The sequence below is a fragment of the Mesorhizobium sp. LEGMi-168a genome, assembly GCF_058312955.1.
In genome coordinates this window covers 114,459-131,276 of the sequence record NZ_JBZEGV010000002.1, presented here as the reverse complement: position 1 = coordinate 131,276, position 16,818 = coordinate 114,459, and the positions used below count along the sequence as shown (strand labels likewise).

The window sequence follows — 16,818 nt, the reverse complement described above, 5'->3', positions numbered from 1 at the left end:
AATCAGGTGAGCGCTCAACTGAGATGACGCTGAAGCCGGCTTTCCCGAGAATCCTCGAGCCGCTCCAACTGCGCCACAAGACGCTGCGCAACCGGATCAATTTCGGCGCTCACACCGCCAACATGGCCGAAGATGGTCTGCCTGGGGCGCGGCACCTGGGCTACTACCTGGAGCGGGCCAGGGGAGGCGCGGCCATGATCGTGGTCGAGCCCATGCCGGTCCATCCTACGGCTCGGCTGACGCGCGGCAATTTCCGCCACGACGACGATGCGGTGATCCCAGGCTTCAGGGCGATCACCGATGCATGCAAGGCCGAAGGCGCGGTGATGGTTCACCAGCTTTACCATGTCGGCCAGCATGGGGATTACGACAATTCCTACTCGGCCAATTGGTCGCCATCGGGCTTGCCGTCTTACCACGACGGGGACGGCAGCCACCGCATGCGGGAATCCGAGATCGAGGAGATAATCGAAAGCTTCGTTCGCGCCGCCGTCCGGGCGAAGAAGTGCGGTTTCGATGGCGTGGAATTGTTCGGCCCTTACAACTCCCTCATCGAGCAATTCTGGCTCCCATGGTCGAACCGGCGTGACGACCGCTGGGGTGGCTCGTTCGAAAACCGGATGCGTTTCTCGACCGAGATCACCTCGCGCATTCGCGAGGCCGTTGGCGAGGATTTTATCATCGGCCTCGCTTCCAGCATCGACGCCTCCGTCGACGTCGGCATGAACACGCAGCTCCTTCAGGAGATTGCCGCCTATCACGATACGCGCGCCCTGATCGATTACATCAGTTGCGGCACGGGCAGCTATTTCGACCACTCGTCCGTCATGCCGACCTTTCTGTTTGCCGACAAGCTGGGCGCCCCCAACGCCCAGGCGCTGAAAGAGGTCTGCAAACACACCCGCGTCCAGGCGGAAAGCCACATCCGGACGCCGGAGAATGCCAACGAGGTTATCTCGTCGCGCCAGGCTGACATGGTCAGCATCGTGCGCGGCCAGATCGCCGATCCGCATTGGGTCAACAAGGTCGCCAGCGGCCGCGACGCGGACATTCGCGGATGCATCTCATGCAACCAGATGTGCTGGGGCAGACGCTCGCGGGACTACTGGATCTCGTGTCTCGTCAATCCTTCGGCCGGCCGCGAATTCGAATGGGGCGGCGACCGCTTCGGGCCGACCGAGACGCCGAAGCGCGTGCTGGTCGTGGGAGGCGGCCCGGCCGGTCTCGAAGCGGCTCGCGTCGCCGCGGAACGCGGTCACAGCGTCACTCTCGCGGAAGCTGGCTCGCAGCTCGGAGGCCAGTTCCGGCTGGCTGGGTTGCAGCCGCGCCGAACGCAAATCTTGGAGCTGATCGGCTGGTATGAACGACAGTTCTCCAGGTTGGGCGTTCGCGTGCTGTTCAACACGCCGCTCGACGCCGCGGAGATCGCTGGCTACGCCGCCGACGAAATCGTCCTGGCGACTGGCTCGCAGCCGGCCGGAACCGGGTTCCAGCGCGGTCTACCGGGACAGGAACGCCTGCCAGGCGTGGATCTGCCGAATGTCTGGTCCGTCGAGGACGTGATGACGAAGACCGCGCGTCTCGGCGACCATGTCCTTCTGATCGACGACACGGGCGACTGGCGCGGGCTTGGCACGGCACTCGAGATCGTAGCGCGGGGGCATCGCGTGACCGTTGTCACCGCATGGCCTGTTCTCGGCCGTTACCTGCAGCGGACGGAAAGCGACGGCGTTGGCCGGGCTCGGCTGAAAAGTGCGGGCGGCAACTGGGTAACAGACGCGGTTGTCACGAAATGGCATGGCGACGGCGCCACGGTCAGGTGCCATCTCGATGGCACCGAAAGCTTGATCGAGGCCGATACCCTCGTCCTTGCGACCACCAACGTCTCGGATACCTGGCTGCGGGACGATCTCGATGAGCAGCTACCCGCGCTGAAGCCGAAGGTGATCGGCGACGCCTTGGCGCCGCGGCTCGCCGTGGCGGCAATCTACGAGGGGAGGGTCCTGGGCCAGTCCATCTGATCGGCCGTTGAACCTCGAATTCAACGGTTGGTTGCAATGCGTGAACGACCAACAATCATCAAAAAGGGAGCACTCGAAATGAAGTTTTTCAAAAGTGGCGGAACCCGCGTGCCGAAGACAATAACGCGAATGGCCAAGGACGTTCGCAAGGGTCTTGTGGATCGACGCGAATTCCTCGCGCTTGCCAGCACCTTCGGTGCATCGGCCGCGCTGGCCTACGGCATGGTTGGATTGGCATTGCCGTCACCGGCATTCGCCGAGGAAGGCACGAAGGGTGGAACGCTCCGCGTCGCCATGGTCGTGAAGCAACAGAAGGACCCGCGTACCTACGACTGGGTGGAGATGGCCAACATCAGCCGCACCTGGCTGGAGCCGCTGGTCCGCTACACCCGCGAATTCACCTTCGAGCCGGTGCTCCTGGAGAGCTGGGAAGTCAACGGCGACGCCACTGAATACCTGCTCCACGTCCGCAAGGGCGTGACCTGGAACAACGGCGATACATTCAACGCCGACGATGTCGCCTACAACTTCAACCGCTGGTGCGACAAGAGCGCGTCGGGCAATTCCATGGCGGCACGCGTCAACAGCCTGGTCGACCCGAAGACCGGCAAGGCGCGCGAAGGTGCCATTACCAAAGTCGATGACTACACGGTCAAGCTCTCGCCGAGCGACCCGGACATCGCCATCATCGCCAACATCACCGACTATCCGGGCCTGATCGTGCACCGGAATTTTGATGCTGACGGCGCCAACCCGGTCACGAAGCCGATTGGCACCGGTGCATTCGAGCTCGTCTCCTACGACGTCGGCCAAAAGGCCGTCGTCAAGCGGCGTGAGAGCGGCAAGTGGTGGGGCGGCGAGGCGATGCTGGATGGCATCGAGTTCATCGACTACGGCACCGATCCAAACGCAATGGTAAGCGCCTTCGAGGCTGGCGAGGTCGATCTCAACAATGAAACCGGAGCGGACTACGTCGAGATTTTGGACGGGCTTGGGCTTCACCAGACAGAGATCCAGACCGCGACGACGCTGGTGGCGCGCACCAACGTCACGCAGAAACCATACGACGACAAGCGTGTGCGCAACGCGCTCCAGATGGCTGTCGACAACAACGTCGTACTGCAACTCGGCTATGCCGGGCGCGGCACGGTGGGCGAAAATCATTTCGTCAGCCCGATTCACCCCGAATACTACCCCTTGCCCAAGAAAGCGCGCGACGCGGCAGGGGCCAAGAAGCTCATGGCCGAGGCGGGCCAGGCGGACTTCGAGCATGAGCTCATCACCGTCGACGATGATTGGAACAAGAGCACCGGCGATGCGATTGCCGCCCAGCTTCGCGACGCGGGCATCAAGGTCAAGCGCACGGTAATGCCGGGCTCGACCTTCTGGAACGACTGGACGAAATATCCTTACTCCCTGACCGTCTGGTATATGCGCCCCCTGGGCGTCCAGGTTCTGGCGCTGGCCTTTCGCACTGGCGAGGCCTGGAACGAGACGGGCTATTCCAATCCGGAGTTCGACAAGAAGCTCAAGGAGGCCCTGTCGGTGAGCGCCCCCGAAAAGCGGCGTGAGGTGATGAAGGATATCGAGACCATCATCCAGGACTCGGGCATCATCATTCAGCCCTACTGGCAGAAGCTCTACAATCACATGAGCAAGAAGGTGATGAATTACGCCATCCACCCGACCTTCCAGATGGATCTGCAGAAGGTCTGGCTGGAACAGGCCTGACGCATCGGCGGCCTGAAATGGCGGCCGCGGAGGAAGGTTCGCGGCCGCTGCCGAGCCTTAGCGGCCAGCATTGCTTGGTGTCGGCCGCAATCGCTTCCCGAATGGCCCCGTCAGGAATCGCCGACCAGCGCGTCCGCCTTCATTCCCTGTGGCGCGATGAACATCTCCATATTCTCGCGCGACAGCTCCCAGTGCTCGAACACCAGGTCGACAACGGCGTCTTCATCATGCGCGCCGATGGCCGAGATGAAGCCGTCATGGTGTTCGACCGCCGTCTGGAGGCGCTTGCGCATGTCGTTGTTGCGCGGGCGGAAGAAGGTATGGCCGATACGGGCGTGGTCGATCAGCAGCCTGCCGAGGCTTGGCTGAAGATAGACATTGGCGGACATCTCGCCGATGATCTCGTGAAACCTGTTGTTCTCGACGACCATGGCAAGCGCATCGCCAGACTTGCTTGCGTCCCGGAAACGCTCCTGCGTGTCCTTCAAATCGGTCATCTGTGAAGGCTTGAAATTTTGCACCGCCAGTCGGCCGATGGCGGCGTAGACCATGGGCGCGACCAGGAAGAATTGCCGAAGCGTCGAATGGTTCATCGGCACGACCCTCGCTCCCCGGTTCGCGCGAATTTCGATGTAGCCTTCGCCTTCCAGACGGCGGAAGATTTCCCTGACCGGGGTACGCGACAAACCGTAGCGCTCACTGAGCGCAACCTCATCCAGATCCGCGTCGGGGTCGAGTTCCATCGTCAGGATCCGGCGCTTCAGATCGTCGTAAAGACTACCCTTGCTACCCTTCACGGCACACCTCCGGTGTTTCTAGCAAACGATTCCATGGCCGGAGAATCGCACCAGCGCCGGGGCAAGTCAACGGATTGTATTTTCTGGGTACACAATATCTGAGGGAGTTTCATCAGGCGGCTATCTCCAATCTGCACCAAGCGCCGGCGATCTGACCGCGCGCCGGCATTCCTCGACCAGCCATTCACGGAATGCCGTCACCACATCGCGCCTTGCGCTGCGTTCGGGGATGGTCAGGCAATAGGGCTGGCGCAGCTCCAGCGCGCGGGCGACGGGCCGGACCAGCCGGCCGTCTTCCAGCGCCTGGGCACAGTAGATCCCTTGCGCCAGCGCCACGCCCAGCCCCGATATGGCGAGGTCGAGCGCTGCCCGCGACGAGTTGGCGGAAAGGCCGCGCCGTGCCGCCCGGCCTGGCTCGATGCCCGCCGCCTCGAACCAATTGCGCCAGGACGGAAACGAGGCGCCGGTCGGTCCCCAGTCGGTGTGGATCAGCGGCAGGCCGGCGAGGTTTTCGGACTTGGTTGCGGCGAGACCCGGCGCGCAGACCGGATAGACGGCGTCCCGGACAATCTCCTCGGTCGGGTGCTCGCGATAGTGCGGGCCGTAGGAAAGCCGGATGTCGATCAGCTCATGCTCGAACGGCACCGGGTCGTCGTCGCCTCTGAGCGAAATATCCGCCGCGCCGTGGCTTGCGACAAAGCTGGCGAGACGCTCGGAGAGCCAGCCCATCGCCATCGACGGCGGCACCGAGATGACGAGCCTCGGCCGGAACGCATCGCCACCGCGCGCGACGCTGCCGATCTCCTGGAAGGCCATGGTGAGCCTGGGCAGCATCTCGATGCCGGCCTCGGTGAGCACGACGCGCCGGTTGACGCGGTGGAACAGCTTGCGGCCCATCTGCTCCTCGACGGTGCGGATGAGCTGGCTGACGGCCGCCGCCGAAACCGACAGCTCCTCCGCGGCCGCGGCGAAGCTGCCCGTACGCGCCGCAGCCTCGAAGGCCTGAAGTCCCCGCAGCGATGGAAGTGCGACCATGGCAACCTAGAAAGATAAGTTTAGCTTATCTATTTTGCAGAAATCCTCATTTTTCGAAAGGTTTCTTTCTGCGGTACGGTAGCTTCATGAACGCCATCGACCGCAATGAATCCGTCGACCATCGCGATGTCATCGCCTCGCTAACCAATGAGGAGCGCAGCCGGCTGACCGGCAAGTCGGATGGGCCGGGCCTCATCCAGTTCGCCGTCCATCTCGGCGCGATCATTGTTGTCGGCGCGCTGATCGCGGCCAAGGTGCCGTTCTGGCCGCTGCTGACGCTGCCACAGGGCATATTGATCGTGTTCCTGTTCACCCTTCTGCATGAAACGGTGCACAGGACGGCCTTCGAAACGCAGTGGCTGAACGACGCCGTCGCGCGGCTGTGCAGCCTGGCGATCGCGCTGCCCGCCGACTGGTTCCGCTATTTTCATTTCGCCCATCACCGTTTCACCCAGGACCCCGAGAACGATCCGGAATTGGCTTTCCCGAAGCCCGAGACCCTGCGGCAGTACATCGTCCATGTCTCGGGCCTGCCGGTGTGGTGGGGCCACGTCAAAACGCTCTACACCAATGCCAGCGGCCGCTGCCGCGACGGCTATGTGCCGCCAAAGGGCCTGCCGAAGGTGCAGACCGAGGCGCGGGTAATGATCGCCTTCTATGTCGTCGTGGCGGCGCTAGCCGTCTGGCTCAAGGCGACGGTGCTGCTTTATGTCTGGATCGTGCCGGCGCTGCTCGGGCAGCCTTTCCTCAGGCTCTACCTGCTGGCCGAGCATGGCCGCTGCCCCTTCGTCGCCAACATGCTGGAAAACACCAGGACGACGCTCACCAACTGGCTGGTGCGCAAGCTCGCCTGGAACATGCCTTACCATGCCGAGCACCACGCCTACCCGGGCGTGCCGTTCCATCAGCTGCCGGCGTTCCATCGGCTGATCGAGCGGCATCTCAAGGTGGTCGAGCCCGGCTATGTGAGCTTCCACGAGAAATACTTAAAGCATGTCTCCCGAAAGTGGGAACCGGTTTCGGGACAAAGACATGCGTGTAATCAGAAACCTAAAGCGCATGGAGCGAATCTGAAAGATCGCGACGCGCTTTAGAGACGCTGCGCTGACCGCCGGCAGAAATGTTCGGCGTCAGCCGGATCGGCGCATCGACGCTTGCGAGCGCAGCAGCCGGCTCATCTCGGATGCCTTGGCCGGCACGCCGATCAGAAAACCTTGCGCCTCCCCGCAGCCGGCCTTGCGCAGCATGTCGAGCTGCGCTTCGGTCTCGACGCCTTCGGCGGTGACGGTGATGCCGAGCTCGGTGCCAAGTCCGATCACCGTGCGGACGATCGCCGCCGTGTCGCGCTTGTCGAGGTCGCGGATGAAGGAGCGGTCGATCTTGATCTTGTCGACCGGGAAGCGCCGCAGATAGCCGAGCGAGGAATAGCCGGTGCCGAAATCGTCGAGCGCGATGCGCACGCCGAGCCCGCGCAGCTGGCGGAGCGTTCTCAGCACCGTATCGCTTTCGTCCATCATCACCGTTTCGGTGATTTCGAGCTCGAGCCGGCTGGCCGGCAGACTGGAAAAGGCGAGCGCCGAGATCACGCTGCGAGCAAAGCCACCGCTCTTGATCTGGGCCGCCGAGACATTGACCGCCATGCGCACGTCCCTCGGCCAGCCCGCCGCCGCGCTGCAGGCCTTGCGCAGCGCCCAATCGCCGAGCTGCACGATCAGCCCTGTCTCCTCGGCCGCCGCGATGAAGTCTTCCGGCGCTACCCGCCCGCGCGACGGCGAGCGCCAGCGCATCAGCGCCTCGGCGCCGACGATGTCGCTGGAAGCGATGTCGAGGATCGGCTGGAAATCCAGCTCGAACTCGCGTTTAGGCAATGCCGCTTCGAGATCGATCTCAAGTGCACGTCGTTCACGCACCATGGCGTCCATGCCGGGCTCGAAGAAGCGGTAGACATTGCGTCCTTCGCTCTTGCCCCGGTAAAGCGCCATGTCGGCATTAGTCAAAAGCGTGTCGGCGTCCTGCCCGTCGCCGGGGTAGAGCGCGATGCCGAGGCTGACGCCAACATGCATCTCGCGGCCCTTGTCGCGATAGGGCTTGCCGATCACCTCTACGACGCGTTTGGCAAGCTTTTCGGCATCGGCCGCGCCTCTGACGTTGGACTGGATGATGGCGAATTCGTCGCCGCCGAAACGCGCCACCACGTCCTTCTCGCTGCGCAGGCAGCGCCGCAGGCGCTCGGCCACGCATTTCAGCAGCCAGTCGCCTGCCGGATGCCCGAACGTGTCGTTGACGGCCTTGAAGCGGTCGAGATCGAGCGAGAAGATCGCCATCGGCGCGACCTTGGCCTCGCTCAGCGCCTGGTCGAGCCGCTCGCGGAACATCGAGCGGTTGGGCAGGTTGGTCAGCGTGTCGTGATGTGCGAGATGCGTCATGCGCTCTTCGGTGCGGCGTCGTTCGGTGACATCGTCGAAGGTCACCACCCAGCCGCCGGCCATCGGCTGGCGTACAACCAGAAACGTCCTGCCATCGGCAAGATAGCGGTAAGTCGATTGCATCTGCCCCGCCCGCAGGCAGGCTTCGGTCTTGGCGACTTCGCTGTCGACGTCGATCGGGGTGTAGATGCCGAGCTCCAGCAGTCGTTCGAGCGCGTCGCGATGCGTCGTGCCAAAAGGGAAGTCCGCCGCGGTGACCTTGTAGAGCTCCAGGAAACGCTGATTGCGCACGATCATCTTGCCGTCGGCGTCGTACATCAGCAGACCTTGCGACATGTTGGCTAAAGCGGCGTCGAAACGGCGATGCTGCTCCTTCAGCTCCTCTTCGGCGCGCCGCTGCTCCGTCACATCCTCGTAGATCGACACCCAGCCGCCGGAAGCCAGCGGCCGGTGCGAGATGACGATGATGCGTCCATCAGACAGCGTCTCCTCATAGGTCGAGGGCCTGGCGCCGTCGATATAGGGCTTGCGGACGGCGTAAAGCTCCGCGGCACTTTGCGAAGCGATGCCGATATCGACGCTATGTTGCAGGATGTCGAAGAAGCGGATGCCGGGCTTCACCACCCTGGCGTCGAGGCGGAAGAGGTCGATGTAGTTTCGGTTGCAGATGATCATCCGCTCGTCGGCGTCGAACATGCACAGCCCATGCGACATGTTCTCGACGGCGGCCGAAAAGCGCTCGTTCTGCGCGCGGAGTTCTTCGGCAATTCGTCGAGCCGGGCCGATACGGGTTGCTTTCCGCTTGCCTGCGGCCGAACCAGTCTTGACATGAGCGACGGGCATGAGCGCGCCTGCTGACCGTGACTGAACACGTCACTGTCGCGGCCGCCGGTTAATTTAGCGTTCTTTTACACAGTTGAATTGGCGGCAAGAAAAGCCTGCCGTTTGGACTCAAGCACCGAGAAACGCCTCAGAAATGCGGCCTGCGCCCAGGTCACCGAGCGCGGCGTGAAGTCGAAGCGGTCGGCGGAAAAGCCGCGCGGCCGGCCGAAATACTCGGTCGCCTCCGCCGTCGAGAAGCCGGCGAGCAGTGTCGCCTCGTAGTAGGCGGCGATCTGGTCGGCGCGCTTGATGTCCTTGCGCAAGGCGGCGCCGAGCTCGGCCGGCAGCGAGAAACGCAGATGGATGGCGCGCTGCAGGCGCAGCTCGCAATCTTTGTAGGAGCCGCCCATCACCGACTTGAACGGCGAGATCATGTCGCCGATGACATATTCCGGCGCGTCGTGCAGCAGCGCCGTCAGCCGTGCCTCGGCCGAAGCCGCCGGCACCAGCTCGCCATACAACGCCTCGACCAGCAGCGAATGCTGCGCCACCGAAAAGGCATGCTCGCCGCTGGTCTGGCCGTTCCAGCGGGCGACGCGGGCGAGACCGTGCGCGATATCGGCAATCTCGATGTCGAGCGGCGAGGGATCGAGCAGATCGAGCCGCCGGCCCGACAGCATGCGTTGCCAGGCACGCGGCGGCGCCCCGGCGCGGTCGGCCGCCATCAGGCCTCCTCCGCGCTGACTGCGTCCTGCGGAAAGGTGAATTTTGCCCATGCCGGGATGGCAAGGATGATCGCTGTCTCGCCGGCCATGATCGCATCGCAGGCATCGAGCGCCGCCTTGACGCGGTCGATGCGCGCTATGGCGAGGCCGCGTCCGCCGCTTACCGAACCCAGGGTGCCGAGCGGCCGGCCATTGACAGTCACCTCCGTGCCGGCTGGGGGCAGCGACCCGGCGGCGACGGCGATCAGCACACGACGCCTGGCGGTGCCGCGGTGCTGCATGCGCGAGACCACCTCCTGGCCGACATAGCAACCTTTCTTGAAGCCGACGCCGCCGGTCTCGTCGAGCAAGACATCATGCGGGAAAGCGTCGCCGAGCTGGTAGTCGGAACCGCTTTCGGCGATACCGTGGCCAATGCGGAGCGCCTGCCACGCGTCGGCATCGCCGCCGTCCTTTACTGCGCCGTCATAGGCGCGCCTCACGACCGCATCGCGGAAGCGGGTGTCTGCAAGCGATGTTGAATCAGAATATGAGGCGGTTGAATCGTCGCCCCACGCGACCGTGACAAGCGCCTGATCCTGCTTGACAATCTCGGCCTTGGCTCTTAGCCGGTAAAGCATCAGCCGGCGCACGAAATCGTCCGCTATGTCGGCCCGGCATTCCAACAGGAAGCCGTCGCCGCTGGCGCGCGAGATCAGGAAGTCGAACAGGATCTTGCCCTGCGGCGAAAGCAGCGCGCCAGGCTTCGCTTCGCCGGGGCTGAGCGTTTCGAGATCGGTGGTGAGGATGTTTTGCAAAAAATGCTCGGCATCCGGGCCCGATACGGAAATGAGCGCGCGGTCTTTCAGCAGGGCAAAGGGCATGAGCGGCCTGATCTTGCAAAAATGATGGTCATTACGTAAGCCGGCCTCACTCCCCCCGCAAGAGATTGGACCCGTCCATGGCAACCACCTTCGACCTCATCCTGACAGGCGGCACGGTGGTCAACCATGACGGCGAAGGCCGACGCGATGTCGGCGTGCGGGCAGGGCGCATTGCCGCGATCGGCGATTTAGGCCAAGCCTCCGCCGGCGAAACGATCGACTGCCGCGGCCTGCATATCCTGCCCGGCGTCGTCGACAGCCAGGTGCATTTCCGCGAGCCGGGGCTGGAGCACAAGGAAGACCTGGAGACCGGCTCCCGCGCCGCGGTGCTGGGTGGCGTCACCGCGGTCTTCGAGATGCCGAACACCAACCCGCTGACGACCAGCGAGGCGGCCCTTGCCGACAAAGTGCGGCGCGCCACTGGCCGCATGCATTGCGACTTCGCCTTCTGGGTCGGCGGCACGCGGGACAATGCCGGCGTTGTCGGCGATCTGGAACGGCTGCCGGGAGCCGCCGGCATCAAGGTTTTCATGGGCTCGTCCACCGGCGATCTGCTGGTCGAGGACGATGAGGGTGTCGCCTCGATCCTGAGGAACACGCGCCGCCGCGCCGCTTTCCATTCGGAGGACGAGTTCCGCCTGCGCGAACGGCTGGGCCTGCGCGTCGAAGGCGATCCCTCGTCCCATCCCGTCTGGCGCGACGAGATCGCGGCGCTGCGCTGCACGGAGCGCCTGGTGCGCATTGCAAGACAGACACGCGCGCGCATCCATGTGCTGCACATCTCGACGGCCGAGGAGATCGTCTTCCTCGAACAGCACAAGGATGTCGCCACCTGCGAGGCGACGCCGCATCATCTGACGCTTTCGGCGGACGACTATGCGCGGCTCGGCACGCTGATCCAGATGAACCCGCCGGTGCGCGCGGCGCGCCATCGCGACGGCGTCTGGCACGGCATTTCGCAAGGCATCGTCGACGTGCTGGGCTCCGACCACGCGCCGCATACGCTGGCCGAGAAGGCGAAACCCTATCCGGCCTCGCCGTCCGGCATGACCGGCGTGCAAACGCTGGTGCCGATCATGCTCGACCATGTGAACGCCGGCCGGCTCACCTTGCAGCGCTTCGTCGATCTCTCCAGCCACGGCCCGCAGCGCATCTTCGGCATGGCGCGGAAGGGCCGCATCGCCGCCGGCTACGACGCCGACTTCACCGTCGTCGACCTCAAGCGCCGCGAGACCATCACCAACGCGCAAGCCGGCTCCAAGGCCGGCTGGACGCCCTATGATGGCAAAGAGGTGACCGGCTGGCCGGTCGGCACCATCGTGCGCGGCAACAGGGTGATGTGGGAAGGCGAGATCGTCATGCCCGGCCAGGGCAGGGCGGTGGAGTTTTCAGAGGCGCTGCCGGCTTAGGTCACGTTGGATTTCTTAAGCGCGCTGCATTATGTTTGGCTGGCTATGCCCGCAAACATTGCGCCGATTGTTCCTGCAGAGTTCCCGCAGCTCCAGGCACTCGCTTGGAACCGCGATGCCGCGCGCCCGATCCCGGCGGAAGAGGCATTCGCACTTTACGAACGCAATTGGCGCTTTGTCGATCAAAAGCGCCTTACAGCGCGGGAGAAGCTGCTTATAAGGAAGCTGACTGAAAAGTTCGGCCGCGGCATCCTTCTGACTACGTCCTGAAATCCGGCCTTCCTTTCCTCGATTTTCTTCTCGCTACCACACATCAAACAGGAAACACCGCGAGTTGAGGTTATGAAGGAGTTCAGAAAACCGGAACACAGGATCATTGCCGAAGCGCTTGGACTGATGGACCATGACTTCCTGACCGCCGCCCAATGCTGGTTTGGCGGCGGGACGGCCATTGTCATGAAACTTGGCGAATATCGACGGTCGTTGGATCTGGATTTCCTTTGCGCGGACACCAACGGCTATCGCGAACTGCGGACACGAGCCTCGGAGCTTGGTGTCAGGGCCTTCTTCCCCGAACCCGTCGAAATCGTTCGAGATTTTCAGATCGATCAGTATGGCCTGAGGACAGTCGTGCGCCTCAAAGGCCAACCGATCCGGTTCGAAGTTGTCCGCGAAGGCCGCATCGATTTGCGAGGTCGTTTCGACGAGGATTTGGGGATACCTGCCCTCGTTCTCCCAGACATGTTTGCCGAGAAGCTGTTGGCGAATGCCGACCGATGCCAGGATCGCGCAACCGCTTATCGAGATGCCTTCGATCTTGGGATGTTGGTCAAGGCCTATGGGAAAATCCCGACCGATGGCCTCGATAAGGCTCAAACTTCTTACGGATCAGACATCCGGCGCAAGGTCGCCTGGGTGGTAGACAGGCTTGAAGACAAAGGCGAGTTGCGTGACGCAGCCGAGGTTTTGCAAATGGATGTCACGGTGGGGACCGATGCGATTTCGGCCTTGCGAGAGGAAGCCGCTCGCATATGGCCGGAGGCCGATATCGACAAGGAATGATCTCCTGCCTCAATCCCCGGCGACGAAGAACAGCCACTGACCGGTGGGCGTGATGCCGACGCGGTAGAAGATGTAGGCGCCGAACTGCTTCATGTCGTCATAGTCGCTCGCCGTGACGAGCTTGAACAGCTCGACGCGCTGCCTCGGGTCGAGCTTGTCGAGCGGCAGCGCGAAGAAATACGGCCAGACATAGAGTTCCTGCGGCGTGCCGGTGTCGACATGGACATAGCCGGCGCTGAGCACCTCTTCCAGAATGGCGAGGATCTCCTGGCCGTCGCCGTCGCCGGACAGCCCCTTGAGGAAGGTGATCGGGTCGCCGTCGATGTCGCCGAGCGACAGCTGCGTCATGGAATCGCCTGAGCCGATCAGCGACCGGAGCTTCTCGATATCGCCGCTCTTGCAGGCTTCGATGATCAGGCCGTGCATGCGTTTGACCGGTTCGGGAAGCTTGTCGAGGTCATAGACGACCGGTGGCGGCGGCGCGTCCGGATCGGCGCGCGGGCTGGTGATGCCGCCGCTGCCGGAGGGAGCCTCGGGTTCGCTCTTGTCCGTGTCGGCCGGCTGACCGTTGTCGGAGGGTTTCGTGCCCGGCGGATCGGGCATCGGCACGGTGGTTCCCGGCGCGGCGTTGTCATGGTTGGCGGGCGGCGTGACCGGCGAAGGCAAATCCTGGCGTTGGATCTCACTCAGCGCGTAGGAAGGTGTGCTGGTAAGGCAGATTGCCAGCGGAACAGCGCAGCAGGAAGCGGCAATCCAGATGCCGAGGGCCAGCCTACGCGGCCGGCCTGCCAACGAAAATCTCACCCCTTGCCTCTCCATGGTTCCCGGGCTCGCTCGGTCCGGACAGCGTTTTGAGCTGTTAAGGCACCAGCGCATGATGCCCAAACGGCACGCCGCCGTCAAAAGGCGCAAAAGCTGGCGGGTTAGTGCTTGAGCCGTTCCGGCTCGAAAGCGCCGGCGATCACCTTTTCGCGCATGCGGTCGAGGAGGGCCAGCGCGGACGTCTCGCCATTGGCGCGCAGCATCTCGCCGAAGGCGGTTTCCAGAGCCGCCTCAGCGATGATTTCGGGCTCGATGCCGGCCGACAATCCTTCCGCCCAGGCTTCGCTGTGGCTCTCCACGGCGGTCAGGCGCTTTTCTTCTCTGACCAACGCGTCGATGTCGCTGACACCATGTTCCATTGCGATGTCCACCTTTTTCAAGCGACGGTCCCGCAAGGGACCAGGCTTGACCTGCCAGTTCATCCGCAGCCTCGGATAAGTATTTGTAAATACGACATTTTTGCGGTCGCAATCTAAATTCTGAGCAAGGCTGCGCTCAATCCAAGCCGACCTTAGCCGATTAGACCGGCTTGCGGCACCAAAACCTTCAGTTTGAGTTAATTCCGCAATTGTGCACTAACGTTTCATTAACATTGTTGCACAAGCGCAACACATCATTGCACCAAGGCGCGGCCTGGCACAATAAGGCGGATCACATTGGAGTCGATTCCCCCAAAATTGTGCTCAAGCCGGATAGTAGGCCCTGGGCCGATCCTCAATTCCCGTAGCGGGAAGCGATGTCGCGCGAGAGCGTCTCGCCTTCCTTCATGTAGCGGGCAATGGCCTCGGTGGCCGAAGGCGTGCATCGCGTGTAGGTGCCGCTGAAGGAGCGGTAGCCGCGGTTGAAGGAGGCGATGAAGCGGGCGCGCCGGTCGGGATCGGGGTTCTCAGACTCGAGCAGCTTTTCCATTTCGACCCGCCATTGGTCGCCCTTCTCTCCGCAGAGGTTGCGCAGGAAATGCAGCGAGCCGAGCACCTCGGCGAGCCGCATCAGCCCGGGCTCGAACGGCGCCTCGGCGGCGAGCACCGGCCGCGCCGTGACGGCCATGCTGACGGCGAGGCACGCGGCGAGGAGGGGTGAGGCGCGGTTCATCGGGGGCCTTGCGATGGAAGAGCAAGGCTTTGTGGCGAAACATTTTGTCGCCTGCAAGGCCATTTTGGATGGTCACCGCTTGGCGCCTTGCGCAGGTCCAAGCAACTCCTCGGCCACCGAAAACACCTCATCGGTGAGCGGCATATCCGCCATTTCCGCCAGCGTATAGAAGGCCGCCGTCTCGGCATCGTCGCTGGCCACCGGCTCGCCGCCGACATAGGCCGCGCCGAACACCGTCAGCAGATAGTCGACGGCATGGTTCTCACCGCTGCCGTCGATATGGATGTCGCGCAGCGGCTGGTAATCCTTCGCCTCAAGCCCGGTTTCCTCTTTGAGCTCGCGCGCCGCCGCTCTTTCCAGCGTCTCGCCCGGTTCGACCTTGCCGCCGGGATAGGCGTAGAGCCCTTGCGAGGGCGGCCGCGCACGCTTGACCAGCAACACCGTCATGCCGCGCACGACGGCGACGGAGACGGCGGGGATTATCTTGCGTGCTTCCATGCGTTTCTGCAGCCTGTTGTGGACCGATTGGCCGGATCCAGCTTTAGCGGTTGCGGCGTGGCTGTTCCATCGCCACTTTCACGAGAAATCAAATCGACGAGCCGAGTTCATGTGCGGACGCTTTGCCCTGACCGCCACACCGGACCAGACCGCCGCCTTTCTCGGCCTGGCGGAGCTGGAGGAATTTCCGGCCCGCTACAACATCGCCCCGACACAGCCCGTGCTGATGGCGCTCGCCGGTCCGCCGCGCGCGCCCGGCTCCAACCTGCCGGACCGTCAGGCGATGCTGGTGCGCTGGGGCCTGATCCCGGCCTGGGTCAAGGACACGAAGGAATTTCCGCTGCTCTTCAACGCCCGCTCGGAAGGGGTACTGGACAAGGCCTCGTTCAAGACCGCCATGCGCCATCGCCGCGCCTTGGTGCCGGCTTCCGGCTTCTATGAATGGCAGCAGTCGGGCAGCGCCAAGGGCCAGCCCTACTGGATCCGGCCGAAGCGGGGCGGGGTGATCGCTTTCGCCGGCCTGGTCGAGACCTATTCTGAGCCGGGCGGCTCCGAGATGGATACCGGTGCCATCCTGACGACGCGCGCCAATGCCGGCATCGCCCATATCCACGACCGCATGCCGGTGGTGATCGAAGAGCGCGACTTCGCCCGCTGGCTGGATTGCCGCACGCAGGAGCCGCGCGACGTGCTCGACCTTTTGAAGCCCGCCGAACCCGATTTCTTCGAGGCTGTCCCGGTTTCCGACCTTGTCAACAAGGTCGCCAACACCGGGCCGGAGATTCAGGAGCGGGGCATTGTCGGGCCTCAGCCCGAGAAGGTCAGGCGCCAGAAGCCCGGCGCGGACGAAAACCAGATGACCCTATTTTGACGAAGGCTACTAGCTGACGAAGGCGGCTAGCGGAGGCCTTCATCTCCAGGGCGCGCATTGGAGGCGCCCTCATCGCCGGCGCTCCCATCATGGGAGACTGCGCCGGTCTTGCCGCTTCAGGCGGCGCGCGGCGAAACGATCTTCTGCGCCGGCTTCTTCTTCTTCGCGGTGTGAAGAAGGGCCGCGACGATGGCCGCCGGGCCGATCGCGCGGTAGTGCTTGGTGAGCGGCTGTTGCGGCGGTCGGCTTTGTTCCTGCTTGCTTCGAGGCATTGTTCTCTTCCCTGGTAACATTTCCGTGTCGGCGTTTGATGGTCGATTCGGACCAAATCGTGACGCCTTGGCGGTCTAGCCGGCGAATGTTTCATCACTGTGCCGACATGTTTAATAAAATGTTTCGGCCGGTCTTTACCTGTGATCCAACGACATCTTTCCCGAACGGAGCGACTTGACGGCAACACCGGCGGGCGCGATAAAGCCGCCCATGAAAACGTCTTTCGCCATTTGTGGCATTTGCATTATTGACTAGCCTCTCGCTGGTCCGGACGTTTTCGCCTCATCTTTCCCTAGATTGGACAAACGCCCCGGCCAGCAGGCTGGAGCCCGATTTACGCCTTGGCGCAGGCCTGGTTCCAGCGAACCCAA

17 protein-coding genes are annotated in these 16,818 nt (G+C 63.2%); 7 read left to right on the top strand and 10 right to left on the bottom strand.

Annotated features, from left to right (window positions below; all coding sequences use genetic code 11):
• The first annotated feature begins 23 nt into the window (after positions 1-23).
• Together AC4FWB_RS03980 and AC4FWB_RS03975 are read left to right on the top strand one after the other, a co-directional pair.
• A complete protein-coding gene (locus AC4FWB_RS03980) occupies positions 24-2,021 on the top strand; it encodes an oxidoreductase (RefSeq protein ID WP_491024473.1) in 1,998 nt (665 codons plus the stop codon).
• 78 nt (positions 2,022-2,099) lie between these two features.
• Positions 2,100-3,752 (top strand): ABC transporter substrate-binding protein, encoded by a 1,653-nt coding sequence (locus AC4FWB_RS03975; RefSeq protein ID WP_491024472.1) that lies wholly within the window; start codon positions 2,100-2,102, stop codon positions 3,750-3,752.
• 110 nt (positions 3,753-3,862) lie between these two features.
• On the opposite strand, the gene AC4FWB_RS03970 is transcribed toward AC4FWB_RS03975, so the two are convergent.
• Both AC4FWB_RS03970 and AC4FWB_RS03965 read right to left on the bottom strand, forming a co-directional pair.
• On the bottom strand, positions 3,863-4,549 hold the full coding sequence (locus AC4FWB_RS03970) for a GntR family transcriptional regulator (RefSeq protein ID WP_491024471.1): 687 nt from the start codon (positions 4,547-4,549) through the stop codon (positions 3,863-3,865).
• 120 nt (positions 4,550-4,669) lie between these two features.
• Positions 4,670-5,584, bottom strand: a complete 915-nt coding sequence (locus tag AC4FWB_RS03965) for a LysR substrate-binding domain-containing protein (RefSeq protein ID WP_491024470.1) — start codon at positions 5,582-5,584, stop codon at positions 4,670-4,672.
• 86 nt (positions 5,585-5,670) lie between these two features.
• Here AC4FWB_RS03965 and AC4FWB_RS03960 point away from each other — a divergent pair, with 86 nt between their 5' ends.
• Complete coding sequence (locus tag AC4FWB_RS03960; RefSeq protein WP_491024469.1) at positions 5,671-6,678, top strand: fatty acid desaturase family protein; 1,008 nt, start codon at positions 5,671-5,673, stop codon at positions 6,676-6,678.
• A gap of 36 nt (positions 6,679-6,714) precedes the next feature.
• Here the strand turns inward: AC4FWB_RS03960 and AC4FWB_RS03955 are convergent, their stop codons facing one another.
• From AC4FWB_RS03955 to ygfZ, 3 genes are all read right to left on the bottom strand, one after another.
• Positions 6,715-8,853 (bottom strand): putative bifunctional diguanylate cyclase/phosphodiesterase, encoded by a 2,139-nt coding sequence (locus AC4FWB_RS03955; RefSeq protein WP_491024468.1) that lies wholly within the window; start codon positions 8,851-8,853, stop codon positions 6,715-6,717.
• A gap of 65 nt (positions 8,854-8,918) precedes the next feature.
• Positions 8,919-9,557: a YfbR-like 5'-deoxynucleotidase gene (locus AC4FWB_RS03950; protein WP_491024467.1), complete on the bottom strand. Its 639-nt coding sequence runs from the start codon at positions 9,555-9,557 to the stop codon at positions 8,919-8,921.
• Positions 9,557-10,420 (bottom strand): CAF17-like 4Fe-4S cluster assembly/insertion protein YgfZ, encoded by an 864-nt coding sequence (gene ygfZ / locus AC4FWB_RS03945; RefSeq protein WP_491024466.1) that lies wholly within the window; start codon positions 10,418-10,420, stop codon positions 9,557-9,559. Before ygfZ ends, AC4FWB_RS03950 begins: the two co-directional genes overlap by 1 nt.
• Positions 10,421-10,497: 77 nt before the next feature.
• Here ygfZ and AC4FWB_RS03940 point away from each other — a divergent pair, with 77 nt between their 5' ends.
• The 3 genes from AC4FWB_RS03940 to AC4FWB_RS03930 all read left to right on the top strand — a co-directional run bounded on the left by AC4FWB_RS03940 (position 10,498) and on the right by AC4FWB_RS03930 (position 12,891).
• Complete coding sequence (locus AC4FWB_RS03940; protein WP_491024465.1) at positions 10,498-11,829, top strand: dihydroorotase; 1,332 nt, start codon at positions 10,498-10,500, stop codon at positions 11,827-11,829.
• Between the two features lie 45 nt (positions 11,830-11,874).
• Positions 11,875-12,099 carry a hypothetical protein gene (locus tag AC4FWB_RS03935; protein WP_491024838.1) on the top strand — a complete coding sequence of 75 codons (225 nt, stop codon included), beginning with the start codon at positions 11,875-11,877 and terminating at the stop codon, positions 12,097-12,099.
• Between the two features lie 72 nt (positions 12,100-12,171).
• Entirely contained in the window at positions 12,172-12,891 is a 720-nt protein-coding gene (locus tag AC4FWB_RS03930; RefSeq protein WP_491024464.1) for a nucleotidyl transferase AbiEii/AbiGii toxin family protein, read from the top strand.
• A gap of 9 nt (positions 12,892-12,900) precedes the next feature.
• On the opposite strand, the gene AC4FWB_RS03925 is transcribed toward AC4FWB_RS03930, so the two are convergent.
• From AC4FWB_RS03925 to AC4FWB_RS03910, 4 genes are all read right to left on the bottom strand, one after another.
• The gene (locus AC4FWB_RS03925) at positions 12,901-13,710 is read right to left on the bottom strand and encodes a hypothetical protein (protein ID WP_491024463.1); all 810 of its coding nucleotides are present in this window, start codon (positions 13,708-13,710) and stop codon (positions 12,901-12,903) included.
• A 104-nt stretch (positions 13,711-13,814) separates the two neighbouring features.
• Positions 13,815-14,072 (bottom strand): hypothetical protein, encoded by a 258-nt coding sequence (locus AC4FWB_RS03920; RefSeq protein WP_040984202.1) that lies wholly within the window; start codon positions 14,070-14,072, stop codon positions 13,815-13,817.
• 355 nt (positions 14,073-14,427) lie between these two features.
• Positions 14,428-14,805, bottom strand: a complete 378-nt coding sequence (locus tag AC4FWB_RS03915) for a TIGR02301 family protein (RefSeq protein ID WP_491024462.1) — start codon at positions 14,803-14,805, stop codon at positions 14,428-14,430.
• Between the two features lie 72 nt (positions 14,806-14,877).
• Positions 14,878-15,303 (bottom strand): NUDIX hydrolase, encoded by a 426-nt coding sequence (locus tag AC4FWB_RS03910; protein ID WP_491024460.1) that lies wholly within the window; start codon positions 15,301-15,303, stop codon positions 14,878-14,880.
• Positions 15,304-15,412: 109 nt separating this feature from the next.
• On the opposite strand from AC4FWB_RS03910, the gene AC4FWB_RS03905 reads away from it, so the two are divergent.
• The gene (locus tag AC4FWB_RS03905; RefSeq protein WP_491024459.1) at positions 15,413-16,174 is read left to right on the top strand and encodes an SOS response-associated peptidase; all 762 of its coding nucleotides are present in this window, start codon (positions 15,413-15,415) and stop codon (positions 16,172-16,174) included.
• Between the two features lie 116 nt (positions 16,175-16,290).
• Here the strand turns inward: AC4FWB_RS03905 and AC4FWB_RS03900 are convergent, their stop codons facing one another.
• Complete coding sequence (locus AC4FWB_RS03900; protein ID WP_096874974.1) at positions 16,291-16,446, bottom strand: hypothetical protein; 156 nt, start codon at positions 16,444-16,446, stop codon at positions 16,291-16,293.
• Positions 16,447-16,818 lie beyond the last annotated feature (372 nt).